Source organism: Paraburkholderia sp. UCT31 (assembly GCF_014397655.1).
Taxonomy (GTDB): domain Bacteria; phylum Pseudomonadota; class Gammaproteobacteria; order Burkholderiales; family Burkholderiaceae; genus Paraburkholderia; species Paraburkholderia tuberum.
This window is the reverse complement of the sequence record NZ_VZQP01000025.1, coordinates 78,476-91,815: the sequence shown is the minus strand read 5'-3', so window position 1 is coordinate 91,815 and position 13,340 is coordinate 78,476. Positions and strand designations below refer to the sequence as shown.

General features: G+C 63.4%; 11 protein-coding genes and 3 pseudogenes. 7 read left to right on the top strand and 7 right to left on the bottom strand.

Annotated elements, in window-relative coordinates; translation table 11 throughout:
* The first annotated feature begins 664 nt into the window (after positions 1-664).
* The 3 genes and pseudogenes from F6X40_RS21735 to F6X40_RS21725 form a co-directional block, all read left to right on the top strand.
* Positions 665-1,657 (top strand): GlxA family transcriptional regulator, encoded by a 993-nt coding sequence (locus F6X40_RS21735; RefSeq protein ID WP_184032677.1) that lies wholly within the window; start codon positions 665-667, stop codon positions 1,655-1,657.
* Positions 1,658-1,773: 116 nt separating this feature from the next.
* On the top strand, positions 1,774-2,325 hold the full coding sequence (rfbC, locus tag F6X40_RS21730; RefSeq protein WP_184070130.1) for a dTDP-4-dehydrorhamnose 3,5-epimerase: 552 nt from the start codon (positions 1,774-1,776) through the stop codon (positions 2,323-2,325).
* Positions 2,217-2,765 (top strand): annotated as a pseudogene (locus F6X40_RS21725) (GNAT family N-acetyltransferase); the annotation flags it as partial. The gene rfbC and the pseudogene F6X40_RS21725, both read left to right, overlap by 109 nt.
* A 249-nt stretch (positions 2,766-3,014) precedes the next feature.
* Here F6X40_RS21725 and F6X40_RS21720 read toward each other — a convergent pair.
* From F6X40_RS21720 to F6X40_RS21705, 3 genes are all read right to left on the bottom strand, one after another.
* Positions 3,015-3,176: a DUF1328 domain-containing protein gene (locus F6X40_RS21720; protein ID WP_013089029.1), complete on the bottom strand. Its 162-nt coding sequence runs from the start codon at positions 3,174-3,176 to the stop codon at positions 3,015-3,017.
* Positions 3,177-3,233: 57 nt separating this feature from the next.
* On the bottom strand, positions 3,234-3,398 hold the full coding sequence (locus F6X40_RS21715; RefSeq protein WP_187629170.1) for a hypothetical protein: 165 nt from the start codon (positions 3,396-3,398) through the stop codon (positions 3,234-3,236).
* 203 nt (positions 3,399-3,601) lie between these two features.
* Positions 3,602-4,231 (bottom strand): LysE/ArgO family amino acid transporter, encoded by a 630-nt coding sequence (locus F6X40_RS21705; protein WP_187629169.1) that lies wholly within the window; start codon positions 4,229-4,231, stop codon positions 3,602-3,604.
* A 117-nt stretch (positions 4,232-4,348) separates the two neighbouring features.
* Here F6X40_RS21705 and F6X40_RS21700 point away from each other — a divergent pair, with 117 nt between their 5' ends.
* Complete coding sequence (locus F6X40_RS21700; protein ID WP_187629168.1) at positions 4,349-5,242, top strand: LysR family transcriptional regulator ArgP; 894 nt, start codon at positions 4,349-4,351, stop codon at positions 5,240-5,242.
* Positions 5,243-5,279: 37 nt separating this feature from the next.
* On the opposite strand, the gene F6X40_RS21695 is transcribed toward F6X40_RS21700, so the two are convergent.
* Positions 5,280-6,230, bottom strand: coding sequence for a LysR substrate-binding domain-containing protein (locus tag F6X40_RS21695; RefSeq protein ID WP_187629167.1), 951 nt, complete (start codon positions 6,228-6,230; stop codon positions 5,280-5,282).
* 170 nt (positions 6,231-6,400) lie between these two features.
* Between F6X40_RS21695 and F6X40_RS21690 the strand changes: the two genes are divergently transcribed.
* Together F6X40_RS21690 and F6X40_RS21685 are read left to right on the top strand one after the other, a co-directional pair.
* A complete protein-coding gene (locus tag F6X40_RS21690) occupies positions 6,401-7,573 on the top strand; it encodes a M20 aminoacylase family protein (RefSeq protein WP_187629166.1) in 1,173 nt (390 codons plus the stop codon).
* Between the two features lie 60 nt (positions 7,574-7,633).
* Positions 7,634-9,049 (top strand): MFS transporter, encoded by a 1,416-nt coding sequence (locus F6X40_RS21685; protein ID WP_187629165.1) that lies wholly within the window; start codon positions 7,634-7,636, stop codon positions 9,047-9,049.
* 85 nt (positions 9,050-9,134) lie between these two features.
* On the opposite strand, the pseudogene F6X40_RS21680 reads toward F6X40_RS21685, so the two are convergent.
* The 3 genes and pseudogenes from F6X40_RS21680 to F6X40_RS21670 form a co-directional block, all read right to left on the bottom strand.
* A pseudogene (locus F6X40_RS21680) lies at positions 9,135-10,137 on the bottom strand (NADP-dependent oxidoreductase).
* Positions 10,138-10,232: 95 nt separating this feature from the next.
* A pseudogene (locus F6X40_RS21675) lies at positions 10,233-11,044 on the bottom strand (oxidoreductase).
* A gap of 109 nt (positions 11,045-11,153) precedes the next feature.
* A complete protein-coding gene (locus F6X40_RS21670) occupies positions 11,154-11,762 on the bottom strand; it encodes a TetR/AcrR family transcriptional regulator (protein WP_187629164.1) in 609 nt (202 codons plus the stop codon).
* 92 nt (positions 11,763-11,854) lie between these two features.
* Here F6X40_RS21670 and F6X40_RS21665 point away from each other — a divergent pair, with 92 nt between their 5' ends.
* Entirely contained in the window at positions 11,855-13,300 is a 1,446-nt protein-coding gene (locus F6X40_RS21665; protein WP_187629163.1) for a DEAD/DEAH box helicase, read from the top strand.
* The last annotated feature ends 40 nt before the right edge of the window (positions 13,301-13,340 follow it).

Genomic DNA, 13,340 nt, shown 5'->3' with positions numbered 1-13,340 from the left:
CCTCGTCGCGTGTCCGCCACACATGATTGCTGCGCTGCATCCAATCATCTGAGGTTCGATCAATGCGGCCATGCGCGCATTTAAATCATACGAAAGAGACCAGCGATGTTTCAAAATAGAAACATTTTTAGAACCCCCGATAAATCAGCATTTGGATATTAATTTGTGGTGCGGAGCGAATGCCACGGAAATGCCTAATGCCGCGGGCAATAAATTTACGCTTTGCGAATAAACTACCGAATTGCCCGGACATAATAGGGCGATAAGCAGTTCACAATTGAAACATTTTTGAACCGCGCAAGAAACGTACTCGGTAACGCGCAATGGCCGGGCTTCGCATTATCGGCAACTTTGTCCGAATGCGCGAGAGTGCCGTCCATCAAGGCTTTGCGGTAAGATCTCCTCAAGCTCTTCGCGCGGCTTGCATAGTTGCCCGGCCTGTCGCGCGCTCATATCAATTGCTCAATAACCGCTTTTCCTCAGACATGGGCTGTCGTGATGAGATTTGTTTTTCAAATTTACTATAGCGATCCATTCCGCTAACATCACGCTTAATCCTTTATGCGGCGTGAGTCTGCTTTTTCGCCGTAATAACGCATTCTCTCGTTCCGTCTGATGGCGGGGCAAATCGGGGTCCGCAACGTATGACCGTTTGGGGAAGATCATGCCGCACATGCACCTTGATACAACGAGAATTACGTGGCTACACACGCCCGCTTTGAACGTCCGTACTGCAGCGCGGCGAATCGGCATTCTGCTGTTCGACGGCTTCTGGCTGCTCGGCCCCGGTACCGTCGTGGAAATGTTCCAGACCGCCAATGAGTTCGCGGGCACGCGAGCGGGCGAAGATCCGCCCTACGAAGTGCAGTTCCTGTCGATGGACGGCGGCAATGTCGCCAGTTCGTCGTCGGCGCGCATCTGGACTGACCGCATCGACACGCGCTTTGGCGGCGGTTTCGATGCGCTGTTCATCGCTGGCGGCTACGGCGCCCACGTGGCCGCGCGCGACGAACGCCTGCTGAACTGGCTGCGCGCCGTGCAATCGCGCACACGCGCGATCGAAACGATCGGCGAGGGGCGCCTCGTGCTCGAAGCGGCCGGCCCGACCGAGCATGACGGCCTGATGAGCCGCTATCCGGGCGCGAGCGCCAGCGAAGGGGCGTTCAGCGCGGCCAACGACCGTCACGACTGCGCCCGCAGCGCGCTGATGTTCATCAAGCGCGACCTGGGCGCCGAGCTTGCGCGCAGCGTCGCCGATCGCGTGATGCCCGGCATGGCTGCGACGTGGGTGCCGCTGCCGGCCGAGGGCGGCACGCTGAGCGTCGCCGAAAAGATTCGCGCGGCCGCGCGCTGGATGGAGGCCAACTGCGACCGTCCGGTATCGGTCGCCGATGCCGCGCAGGTCGCCGCAATGAGCGAGCGCAATTTCCTGCGCCGTTTCAAGCACGAGATGCAGATCACGCCGTCGGACTACCTGCTGCAGGTGCGGCTGCGTATCGCGTGCAACTTCCTGACCGAGACCGAATTGCCGGTCGACAAGATCGCGCGTCGCAGCGGCACCGGCAACGGCGATCGTCTCGCGAAAATTTTCCGCAAGCGTATGGCTTTGTCGCCAACCGAGTATCGCGCTCGCAGCCGGGCGGCCACTGAGGCGTAGCATGTATCTTTAGCATGCGATAGGGCGCCCGCGTTGCGGGCGCGCCTCGTCTGTCGGACGCGGTCGCGAGAGCGGCCGTATGTCCGCTGGTCAGCCTTTTTACGAGCACAGTGGCGATGGGCAACAGGGTCATGGCGACGGCATTGCCGGAGGTGAAACTCATCGAGCCGGAAGTGTTCATCGACGAGTTCGGCTTCTGCTTCGAGAGTTTCAGCGCGGACGAGTTTTCGGACGACGTCGCGCAAGGTTTCAACTTCGTGCAGGACCGCCATCTGCGCGCCGTGCATGGCGTGCTGCGCGGCTTGCACTATCAGGTGCAGCGTCCCCAGGGGCGGCTGCTGCGCGTCGTGCGCGGTGAGATCTTCGACGTCTCGGTCGACGTGCGCCTGAACTCACCGAACTTCGGCAAATGGAGCGGCGAGTATCTGAGCGAAGCCAATCATCGGCAGATCTGGGTGCCGCCCGGTTTCGCGCACGGCTTCGTCGTGCTGTCCGATGTCGCCGAATGCATGTGGAAGACCACCGAGTACTGGTTCCCCGAGCTCGAGCGCTGCCTGCTGTGGTCCGATCCCGACATCGGCATCGAGTGGCCGATCGACTTTCAGCCCATCCTCGGCAGCAAGGATGCGGCGGGCCGTCGTCTGTACGAGGCCGAAAACATCTCGTGAACGACGGGGCCAACCGTACACGTCGGGCATCCAGTCAGTACGAGGTGCTCAACGTGAAGCGTCGCGCAAGCCATCCGCAATCCGTTCCGGTCCGCTATGTGGGTCGCGCGTTTGCGCCGCTCGGCGCGCAGGGGCTCAATTGCACGTGCGTGGATCAAACCATCGAGACGACCCGCGGCCGTGTGCTGCGCGGCGATTGCCATGTCGCGGTGTATGAAGGACACATCGTCGGCACGATGACGCTTTATGCTTCGGATGGCGAAGCATCGTGCGAGCTATACCGGCACGGCGATGTCGCGAGCCTGCGTCAGTTCGCGGTCGATCCCGCATGGCAGGGGCGCGGCATCGGCACGTTACTGATCGCGTTCGCCGAACATTGGGCCGCGAGGCGTGGCTATGTGCAACTCGCACTCGATACGCCGCAACCGGCCACGCAGCAGATCGCGTTCCATGACGCCGCAGATCGCGTATGCGGCCTGAAGCGATGCCGCATACGCCTCCGGCATACGGAGAAAAGAAGCGGAAGGAAAGCAGAGTTGAAGCGCCCGATGCTTCGGCAACTATTGCAATATGCTGCGGCAAGTATTGCAACGGCGACAGCGGCCGCGCAATCCTCAACGCGGTACCCACGCAGCGTGGCCGGTTCGCATCGGGCGAGGCGTGAATTCACCGAACGCTGTATGCAGCCGTCAGCGTCGGATCACGCCCATCAGCAGGGTGACGAGGAAGATCACCAGGAAGATGAAGAACAACACCTTGGCGATTTCGGTTGCGCCCGCGGCAATGCCTCCAAAGCCGAACACTGCGGCGATGATGGCGATGATGAAGAAAATCACAGCGTATCGAAGCATGGTGCCTCCACCGGTGGATTGTTGAAATGACGTTTGAACGGCGCCCCGTTGCGTACGTCACGCGGCTTCACGGGTGAGATGCCGGCGAGCGGAATTCAGCAATAGATGTGCCATCGCTTGATTGCCGCCGACGTTCCAGCGATTCACGATCAGATAGCCGACGAGCGCCGCCCGCCAAGCGCAGCGGTCCGCCGCGCGCGGCGGCTGGCCCGTCGACGACATCGGCGGCCTCGCGCTGCGTCTGCCGGAGGTCGAGACGGGGCGCTATTTCGATGCCCAGGCGAAGGAGGCTTACCAGCAGTCGCTGCTGAAGTGTCCGGTGCTCGCGCGGCTGATGAACCTCGTGCCGCGCGACGAAGCCGATGCGCCCGCCGCGCGAGGCGAGCCGCAAGAATCGGCGCTGAAATAAGGCCCGCGTCGAACGCTCAACGCAATTGCGTGAACGCGAGCAGCAACACCATGCTGCCGATCGCGCCATCCAGCACGCGCCACGCGGTTGCGCGGCGAAACAGCGGCGCGAGCATGCGAGCGCCATAGCCGAGCGCGACGAACCACACCGCGCTGACCGTCATCGCGCCGAGCGCGAAGGCGACCCGCGCGCCTTCCGGCTCACGCGCGCCGGCCGTGCCGATCAACAGGAACGTGTCCAGATAGACGTGCGGGTTGAACCACGTGAACGCAAGCGTCATCAGGATGATCGGCAGCGCGCGTTGCGCAGGCGGCGCCTGATCGCGGGACGCGCCCGCCGAGCCATCGAGCACCGCGTGTCCTGGCCGCACCGCGCGGCGCAGCGCGCTGATGCCGAACCAGGCGAGATACGCGAGCCCAACATAGAGCATCGCGTGCACGAAGCGCGGGAAACGCTCCATCAGCACCGCGGCGCCGCCGACGCCCGCGCCGATCAGAATGAAATCGGACAACGTACACAACAGCACGATCTTGCCGACATGCGAGCGCATGATGCCCTGCCGCAGCACGAACGCGTTCTGCGCGCCGATCGTGACGATCAGCGACGCGCACAGCGCCGCGCCATGGGAAAAAGACAACCAGTTCATAAATGGTCCGGAAAAAGGAAAGCAGCGGGGATAGACGGGAAAATCCAACAGCGCTAGTCTGCGGGTTGGCATCTCATAAGAGAAGCTAATTTGCTTAATGCCGATTAAGGAACGCTAATGCTCGACTACGCCTTGCTCGACGCGCTGGCCGCCGTGGTCCGCCACGGCTCGTTCGACCGTGCCGCGAGCGAGCTCAATATCACGCCGTCCGCGGTGTCGCAGCGGGTCAAGCTGCTCGAGGAGCGCGTCGGCAGCGTGCTCGTGAAGCGCGGGCAGCCGTGCGTCGCGACCACCTCGGGCGCGCTGCTATGCCGCCATACCGAACGCGTGCAACTGCTCGAAGCGGAGCTGAACGGCCGCCTGCCGGCACTGCCCGGCGCGCTCGTCGAGCAGTGGCCGGCACTGCGCGTCGCAGTCAACGACGACAGCGTCGGCACCTGGTTCGTCGACGCGGTCGCGCCGTTCTGCGTCGAACGCGAGATGCTGCTCGACCTCGTGATCGAAGACCAGGACTACACCGCGCAGCGCATTCGCGACGGCAGCGTGCAGGGCGCGATCACGACGCAGGCCGAACCGGTGCAGGGCTGTCGCTCGACGCGCCTCGGCCGCATGCGATACCTGGCGGTGTGCTCGCCGGCGTTCTTCGCGCGCTATTTCGCCGACGGCGTCACGCGCGACAGCCTGCGGCGCACGCCGTGCGTCGACTTCAATCCGAAGGATCAGCTGCAAAAGCGCTTCATGCGGCGCATTACGCGCGCGGAGCTCGATCCGCCGCTGCACTGGATTCCGCACGTCGCCGGTTTTTTGCGCGCGTGCGTGATGAGCCTCGGCTGGGGCATGTGTCCCGAGCGGATGATCGCCGGGCCTCTGCAGCGCGGCGAACTGGTCGAGATCGCGCCGGGCAAGCATATCGACGTCGATCTGTACTGGCAGAGCTGGCGTCTGTCGATCGGCTGGCTCGACGATTTCAGCGCGATGCTCAGAAAGCGGGCGGGCGAGTTTCTCGATTGACTACGCGGCGGTGCCGCATGCAGAAATGCGGCAGTTGCTATAGCAACAGCTCGATCGAATGAAACAGGCGGCGCTGTTCCGGGTCCTGCGAGCGCGCGCCTTCGTCGATCGTCTCGCGCAGGCAGTCGAGAAAGCAGGCGGCCGCCGGGCTCGTGGGCGCGCCACGCCGCGACGTGATGCTGATGATGGTTTCGTCCAGCGTTTCACGCAGCGGCAGCGCCCACAGGTTTTCCTTCGCGCGTATCGCCTCGACGAGCGGCCACGGAAAGATGCTGACCATGTCCGTGTGCGCGAGCAGGCCCAGCACGATCGCGAGCGAATGCGCGAGCACGATCGTGTGCGGCACCGGCATGCCGCGCTTGACGAACAGATTGTTCGACATCGACTCGCGGCTCGCCGGGTCCCAGTTCAGTATCCATTCCGCGTCTTGAAGGTCGAGCAGCGTGCGGCAGCCGGCCTTCGGATGCTCGCGCCGCGCGACCACCGCCGCGTGCGTCGAAAAGAGCGGCGCGTTCTGAAACTCCGACTGCGGCGACGCGGGCGGCGGCCGACCGATCGAAAAATCGAGGCTGCCGTCGCGCAGACGTGGCTGCACGACCGCGAGCAGGCCTTCGAAAAATTCCAGTTGCACCTCCGGCATCCGCTCGCGAAAACGCCGCACGGCAGGCGGCAGAAAAGTCAGCGCGACCCACGGCGTGACGCCGATCGACAGCTTGCCGGCGGCGGCTCCGCGCAACGCCTCGATCTCGGCTTGCGCGCGCTGCAACTGGCCGAGCACGAGCCGCGCATGCACGACGAGCGCACGGCCGAACTCGGTGAACGCGACACCGCTCGCGCTGCGCACGACGAGCGGCGCGTGCAGATCGGCTTCGAGCTCGCGCATCGCCTTGGTCACGGCGGCCGGGGAAAGCCCCAGCGAGCGGGCGGCCGCCCGAATACTTCCGGTATCGGCGATCGCCGCCAAGGTATTGAGCTGATGCAGTTTCATTCGAATGAGAGGCGTGAAAGGGGCAACCATGGGTTGGCACCCGCAACAATTTTACGCCTGCCGCCCGAATATCGGCGCCGCTATGCTGGGTTCACGCTGACAGGGGCGCAACCAGTTGCATGGGATCGGACTGAGCGCTGAAGCGCCAGGTCCGATCGACAGGAGATGGCATGAACACGATGGTCATTCCGGCGGGCATCGCCGAAGTCGAACAGGAAATGATCGCGCTGCGACGCAGCATCCACGCGCATCCGGAGCTGGCCTACGAGGAGTTCGCAACCGGCGATCTGGTCGCCGACCGCCTGCGGGAGTGGGGCTACAGCGTCCATCGCGGCTTGGGGCAGACCGGCGTGGTCGGGCAACTGAAGCTCGGCCACGGCACCCGCCGGCTCGGCCTGCGCGCTGACATGGACGCGCTGCCGATCCACGAAACCACGGGCCTGCCGTACGCGAGCAAGCTGCCCGGCAAGATGCACGCATGCGGTCACGACGGCCATACGGCGATGCTGCTCGCCGCCGCCAGGCATCTGGCGCGCGAAAAAAGCTTCGACGGCACGCTGAATCTGATCTTCCAGCCGGCCGAGGAAGGGCTCGCCGGCGCGAAGAAAATGCTCGACGACGGCCTGTTCGAACAGTTTCCCTGCGACGCCGTGTTCGCGATGCACAACATGCCGGGCTTTCCTACGGCCAAGCTGGGCTTCATGCCGGGGTCGTTCATGGCGTCGTCGGATACGGTGATCATCAAGGTGATCGGCCGCGGCGGCCATGGCGCGGTGCCGCACAAGGCGGTCGATCCGGTCGTCGTGTGCGCGCAGATCGTGCTCGCGCTGCAGTCGATCGTGTCGCGCAACATCGCGCCGCTCGATATGTCGATCATCACGGTCGGCGCGATTCACGCGGGCGAAGCGCCGAACGTGATCCCCGAAACCGCCGAGATGCGCCTGTCGGTGCGCGCGCTGCGGCCCGAGGTGCGTGACCATCTGCAGCAGCGCATCACCGAGGTCGCGACCGGGCAGGCGGCCGTGTTCGGCGCGCGTGCCGAGGTCGACTATCAGCGCCGCTACCCGGTGCTCGTCAACGATGCGGCCATGACCGCGCTCGCGCGCCAGGTCGCGCTCGACTGGCTGGGCGTCGACGGGCTGATTCACGACATGCAACCGCTGACCGGCAGCGAGGACTTCGCGTTCCTGCTCGAACGCTGCGCGGGCAGCTATCTGATCATCGGCAATGGCGACGGCGAGGGCGGCTGCATGGTCCACAACCCCGGCTACGACTTCAACGACGCTTGCCTCGCGACCGGCGCGGCCTACTGGGTCAAGCTCGCGCAGACGTTCCTCGTTTGACGCGGCGGCGGCGCGCGAGCGCCTTGCCGTAGCAGCCACAAGATAATGACGGAGACACAGATGGACTATTCAGCCACACCGCGGTCCGCGAGCGCCAATGGGCTCGATGCGCTCGATGCGCTCGATGCGCAGCGCCTCGCCGATGAACCTCAAAAGCGCGTCGGCCACGCGCAGGCGATCGCCGCGATCACGCTCGGCAACGGCCTCGAGTTTTTCGACTTCACGATTTACAGCTTCTTCGCGACGATCATCGGCAAGCTGTATTTCCCGGTCGAAGGTCAGCTCGTGCAGCTGATGCTCGCGGTCGGCACGTTCGGCGTCGGCTTCATCATGCGGCCGGTGGGCGGCATCGTGCTGGGGGGCTACGCGGACCGCGCCGGACGCAAGGCCGCGATGAGCCTGACGCTGTGGCTGATGACGCTCGGTTCCGCGATCATCGCGTTCGCGCCGACCTATGCGGCGATCGGCGTCGCGGCGCCGCTGCTCGTGATTCTCGCGCGGCTGATCCAGGGTTTCGCGCTGGGCGGCGAGGTGGGCGCATCGACGGCGCTGCTGCTCGAATACGGCAGCGATCGCACGCGCGGCTTCTACGGCAGCTGGCAGTTCGTGAGCCAGGGGATGAACACGGTGGTGGGGTCGCTCCTCGGCGTTGCCCTGGCCGCGACGCTGTCGCCGGCCGCGCTCGAAAGCTGGGGCTGGCGCGTGCCGTTCGTGATCGGCATGGCGATGGGGCCGGTCGGCATCTATATCCGGCGGCATCTCGACGAGACGCTGCCGGGTGTTGAAGATGGCACGGCAGCGTCTGGCGGCGCTGTTGCGCGGGCTGCTTCGGATACCGTTGCGAAGCCCGCTGCGCAAGTTCCGTCGCTACCTGTGCGCGACCTGTTCCGCGACCACGCGCGCTCGATCACGACCGGCGTGCTGACGACGATCGGCGGCACCGCGGCGAACTACATCGTGCTGTTCTATCTGTCGACGTACGCGATCCGCATCCTGCATCTGCCGATGGCGACCGCGCTGTGGGCCGCGTGGACCGGCGCGGTGGTCACGGTGATCTGCTCGCCGTTCGCGGGCGCGCTGTCGGATCGGGTCGGCCGCAAGCGCGTGCTGTGGGTATCGCGCGTGCTGCTGATTCTCGCCGTCTACCCGGCCTTCATGACGATCAACGCGTCGCCGACGGTGCCGGTGCTGCTTGCGGTGGTCGCGGGCCTCGCGCTGCTCGTCACGTTCACCGCGGTGCCCAATATCGTGATGCTGCCCGAGCTGTTTCCGCGCGCGATCCGCGCGACCGGCATGTCGATCGTGTACTGCCTCGGCGTGTCGGTCTTCGGCGGCTTCGCGCAGTTTTTCGCGACCTGGCTGATCCAGATTTCGGGCAGCAATCTCGCGCCGGCGTGGTATCTGATCGGTTGCAGCGTCGTGTCGTTGCTGCCGTTGCCGTTCATGCGAGAGACCGCGGGTAGGGCGATCGATTGACGTGATGGCGATCGGGGTCCGCTGCAAAAAGAGGCGCGATCTTTTCGATCGCGCCTCTTTTGCCATTTGCCCTGCTTCACGCTGACTATCGGATCTTGATGACAACCTTACCCTTGGTACGTCCGGTTTCGACATAAGCCAAAGCCTCCTGGGTCGACTCAAACGGAAAGACCCGATCGATGACGGGTCGTATCGCTCGCGCGTCGATCAGTGCGGCAATCCGGCTGAGCTGTTCTCCGCTGGCCCGCATAAAGAGAAATGTATAGCTGACGTCATGACGTTTCGCGGCCTTTCTGATGCCATAACTCAGAAAGCGCATCACCGTTTTCAGGAACCACGACGCACCGATCTCTTTCGCAAATTCGGCATCAGGCGGACCGGCGATCCCGATGAGCTTGCCGCCGGCCTTGAGCACACGCAGCGACTTCTCGAGCGCATTGCCGCCTTTGCGTATCCAGTACCAGGTCGTAGTCCTTCAGGATGGTCGCAAAGTCGTCCTTCCTGTAATCGATGACGATATCCGCGCCGAGTTGCTTCACCAGTTCGATATTCCGCGCGCTCGCTGTTGTCGCGACGGTCGCGCCCACATGCTTCGCCAGTTGAATGGCGAAGCTGCCGACACCGCCCGAGCCGGCATGTATCAGCACTTTCTGCCCTTTCTTCAATTGCCCTTTTTCGATCAGCGCCTGCCAGGCGGTCAATCCCACCAGCGGGATTGAAGCCGCTTCCTCCATCGTGAGCGCTGTCGGCTTGAGGGCCACGCCATCCTCTTTGACCGCAATGAATTCCGCGAAAGTGCCGATGCGATCCTTGTGCGGGCGCGCGTAGACCTCGTCGCCGGGATTGAATCGCCGCACGCGCGAGCCGACGCGCACGACAACCCCTGCCAGATCGTTGCCCAAAATCAGCGGCAAACGATAGGGCAAAATGAGCTTGAACTCTCCGTCTCTGATTTTGGCATCGAGCGGGTTCACGCCCGCGGCGTGGATCTGGATCAATACGTCGTCCTCGCGCGGTTCTGGAACCGGCATATCGTCGGATCGTAAGCCATTCTTGCGTCCATATCGATCGACGACGAATGCTTGCATCATGGTTCCTTGTCAGTTGCTCGTTAAGTCTGGTTGTTTCGCTGGCAATAGCACGGATGCAGAGCCTTTGAACAGGGAGGGGACAGTCACGTCGTCTACGTTGCCAGCCGCAGATCTTTGCGGATACCGGCGTCCACCAGTCCAGCGGGCGCAAATCTGCGCAGCAATCGCAGACGGGCGGCGAGTCCGCCAGCGGTATAGCGGAGTTTCGGACGAGCCGCGATGGCGGCCTGCAGTACGGTTTCGGCCACGACCTCGGGACCGTCGGCGCCCTCGACCACTTCCTTCACTCGCTTGTCCACGGCCGAGCGCACCTCGCGGTATTCGTCGAGAGGGGCGTCGGGCGCGATGAAGTTCGCGTCGAAAGGCGTCTTGATGTAGGCAGGTTCAATGACCGATACGCGGATGCCCAGCGTACGCAACTCATGGTCGAGCGACTCCGAATAACCTGCCACCGCGTGCTTGGTGGCGGAATACAGCGCCATATAGGGCATTGGCAGAAAACCGAGCACGGAACCGATGTTGTGATGATGCGGCCGCTGCGTTGACGCCGCATATGAGGCACGACAGCACGCGTCATGCGGATGATCCCGAAGAAGTTCGTATCGAAGATCGTGCGTGCCTGGTCGATCGAACTCTCTTCCGCGGCGGCAGGGGCGACGCCGAAACCGGCATTGTTCACCAGCAGGTCGATGCGGCCCTGCAGGCGCAGCACTTCGCTGACGGCGGCTGCAACGGATGCATCGCTGGTCACATCGAGCGGCAGCATGTCGAACGACTGTTGGCCGGCTCGTTGGCCGCGCCGACTGGTGCCGTAGACCTTGTATCCGGCCTTCGCAAGCCGCTTTGCCGTGGCTTCGCCGATTCCTGACGAGGCGCCCGTCACGAGCGCTATTTTGGTTTGCATGATGTTCTTCCCAAGATGTCTTTGCGTGGTTGGTTGAGCGTTCGTTTCACTCGAATATGATGGCAGTCATATTTGTGGCGCAACGAAAACCGGCACAGGGCCGGCGTTTTTACGCATCAGTCGGTGCGAGTTTTTTCAATGCCGCTTCAAGAAAACTCTCCGATAGTTTGGGGTCGTCGACGGCACGCGCCATCACCATCGTGCCAACCATTGTGGCGACCATCAAAAGCGCCTGTTCGTGCGCGCCTGGCTGACCCCAATCGGGCAATTGGCGCGCAACGACATCGATCATCTCCTTGATGCGGCGGGTGGCCGCGCGCCGTACGGCCGGCGCCTGGCGCGGCATCTCCGAGCCGAGGGCAGAGATCGGGCAACCTGTCTCGATGCTCTCGCAATGCTCCTTCGACAGATAGGCGCGCATCATCGCCGGCAACGCCTGTTCCGGCGGCACGGACGCGGCGATACGCTCCGACAGCGCCACGGATTCAGCTCCGGCGCGGTCAGCGGCTTCGGCAAGCAGCACCTCGCGCGACGGGAAATGGGCATAGAAGCCGCCATGCGTCAGACCTGCCTCCTTCATGATGTCAGCCACGCCCGTGCCGGCGTAGCCGCTGCGCCGAATCGCGCGTGCGGCGACCTCGACGATGCGCTCATGCGTGATTTCCTTGCGGCTGGCTGGCTTCCGGGTGATGGATGGATTTTTCATGATGACCATCATATATCATTCCGGCGGGATTTGCAGGGGCCATCCAGAGCCCGACGGTTCAGGCGGTAACCGCTAGAATTGCGGCTTTAGCCCGGAATACGCCAATGTCTTTTGCCTCGCTTGGCCTGATCGATCCCTTGCTGCGCAATGTGCAGGACCTCAATTACCAGACACCTACGCCGGTGCAGGCCAAGGCGATTCCTGCTGTGCTCAGTGGCAAGGACGTCATGGCTGCGGCACGGACCGGCACGGGCAAAACGGCGGGTTTTGCGCTGCCGCTGTTGCAACGGCTGGTGCAACACGGCCCGGCGGTGTCCAGCAACCGCGCGCGTGTTCTGGTGCTGGTGCCCACGCGTGAACTGGCCGAACAGGTGCTGCAAAGCTTTATCGCTTACGGCAAAGGCCTCGACTTACGATTTCTGGCCGCCTACGGCGGTGTGAGCATCAACCCGCAGATGATGAAGTTGCGCAAAGGCGTGGACGTGCTCGTCGCCACGCCGGGCCGTTTGCTAGATCTCCATCGCCAGAACGCAGTGCAGTTTGATCAGGTACAAACGCTGGTGCTGGATGAAGCCGACCGCATGCTGGATCTGGGCTTTGCGCGCGAGCTCAACGCCGTCTTCGCTGCCTTGCCCGCTCAGCGCCAGACCCTGCTGTTCTCTGCCACGTTTACCGATGAGATCCGCGCCATGGCGGCGGGCATTCTGCGCGGCCCGGTCAATATCAGCGTCAGTCCGCCCAATGCCACGGCCAGCAAGATCAAGCAGTGGGTGGTGCCGGTGGATAAAAAGAACAAGCCCGACCTTTTCATGCACCTTGTGGCTGAGAACGACTGGCAGCACGCGCTGGTGTTCGTCAAAACCCGCAATGGCGTGGATTACCTGGCGGCCATGCTGGATGAAGCGGGCTATGCGGTCGACACGATCCACGGCGACAAACCGCAACCCGCGCGCCTGCGTGCGCTGGAGCGCTTCAAGACGGGCGAAGTACATATGCTGGTAGCTACCGATGTGGCTGCGCGCGGGCTGGATATCGACGATCTGCCGCTGGTGATCAACGTTGATCTGCCGATCGTGGCGCAAGACTATGTGCACCGTATTGGCCGTACCGGCCGAGCGGGCGCCAGCGGCGTGGCGGTGTCCCTTGTGTGCGCCGATGAAGCCCCGCAACTGGCCGCGATTGAAGCGCTGATCCGGCAAACGCTGCCCCGTGAAGAAGAGCCGGGTTTTGAAGCCGAACACCGCGTGCCGCAAACTAGCGCGACGGGCCAGATCATCAAGAAACCCAAAAAGCCTAAGAAGCCCAAAGTGCCGCAAGCTGCGCCGGGCGCCATGCAGGTGCTCAGCAAAAAACCGCGCCCGCAAAGTGGCGAAAACAAACGCAAGCCTGCAGCGCAACGCGCTGTGGCCGCGGGTAAAGGCACAAGCTTGTCCAGCGGTAGCCCATTCAGCGTGCAAAAGCCACGCAGCAAACCCGCCAGCAAGCCAGCTGCGGGTTCACGTAAGCCGGCTGGCAAACCCGCTGGTGGTCGCGGCAAACGCCAACCCTGATCCGTGTGTGACGGCAACACACACGCCATTCCATCTCACA

Bases quoted from the DNA above. Each gene is read 5' to 3' on its own strand.
- F6X40_RS21700 (WP_187629168.1), top strand. From the start codon at position 4,349: ATGCTCGACTACGCCTTGCTCGACGCGCTGGCCGCCGTGGTCCGCCAC.
- F6X40_RS21695 (WP_187629167.1), bottom strand. From the start codon at position 6,230: ATGAAACTGCATCAGCTCAATACCTTGGCGGCGATCGCCGATACCGGA.
- F6X40_RS21715 (WP_187629170.1), bottom strand. From the start codon at position 3,398: ATGTCGTCGACGGGCCAGCCGCCGCGCGCGGCGGACCGCTGCGCTTGG.
- rfbC (WP_184070130.1), top strand. From the start codon at position 1,774: ATGGGCAACAGGGTCATGGCGACGGCATTGCCGGAGGTGAAACTCATC.
- F6X40_RS21690 (WP_187629166.1), top strand. From the start codon at position 6,401: ATGAACACGATGGTCATTCCGGCGGGCATCGCCGAAGTCGAACAGGAA.
- F6X40_RS21665 (WP_187629163.1), top strand. From the start codon at position 11,855: ATGTCTTTTGCCTCGCTTGGCCTGATCGATCCCTTGCTGCGCAATGTG.
- F6X40_RS21685 (WP_187629165.1), top strand. From the start codon at position 7,634: ATGGACTATTCAGCCACACCGCGGTCCGCGAGCGCCAATGGGCTCGAT.
- F6X40_RS21705 (WP_187629169.1), bottom strand. From the start codon at position 4,231: ATGAACTGGTTGTCTTTTTCCCATGGCGCGGCGCTGTGCGCGTCGCTG.
- F6X40_RS21670 (WP_187629164.1), bottom strand. From the start codon at position 11,762: ATGATGGTCATCATGAAAAATCCATCCATCACCCGGAAGCCAGCCAGC.
- F6X40_RS21720 (WP_013089029.1), bottom strand. From the start codon at position 3,176: ATGCTTCGATACGCTGTGATTTTCTTCATCATCGCCATCATCGCCGCA.
- F6X40_RS21735 (WP_184032677.1), top strand. From the start codon at position 665: ATGCCGCACATGCACCTTGATACAACGAGAATTACGTGGCTACACACG.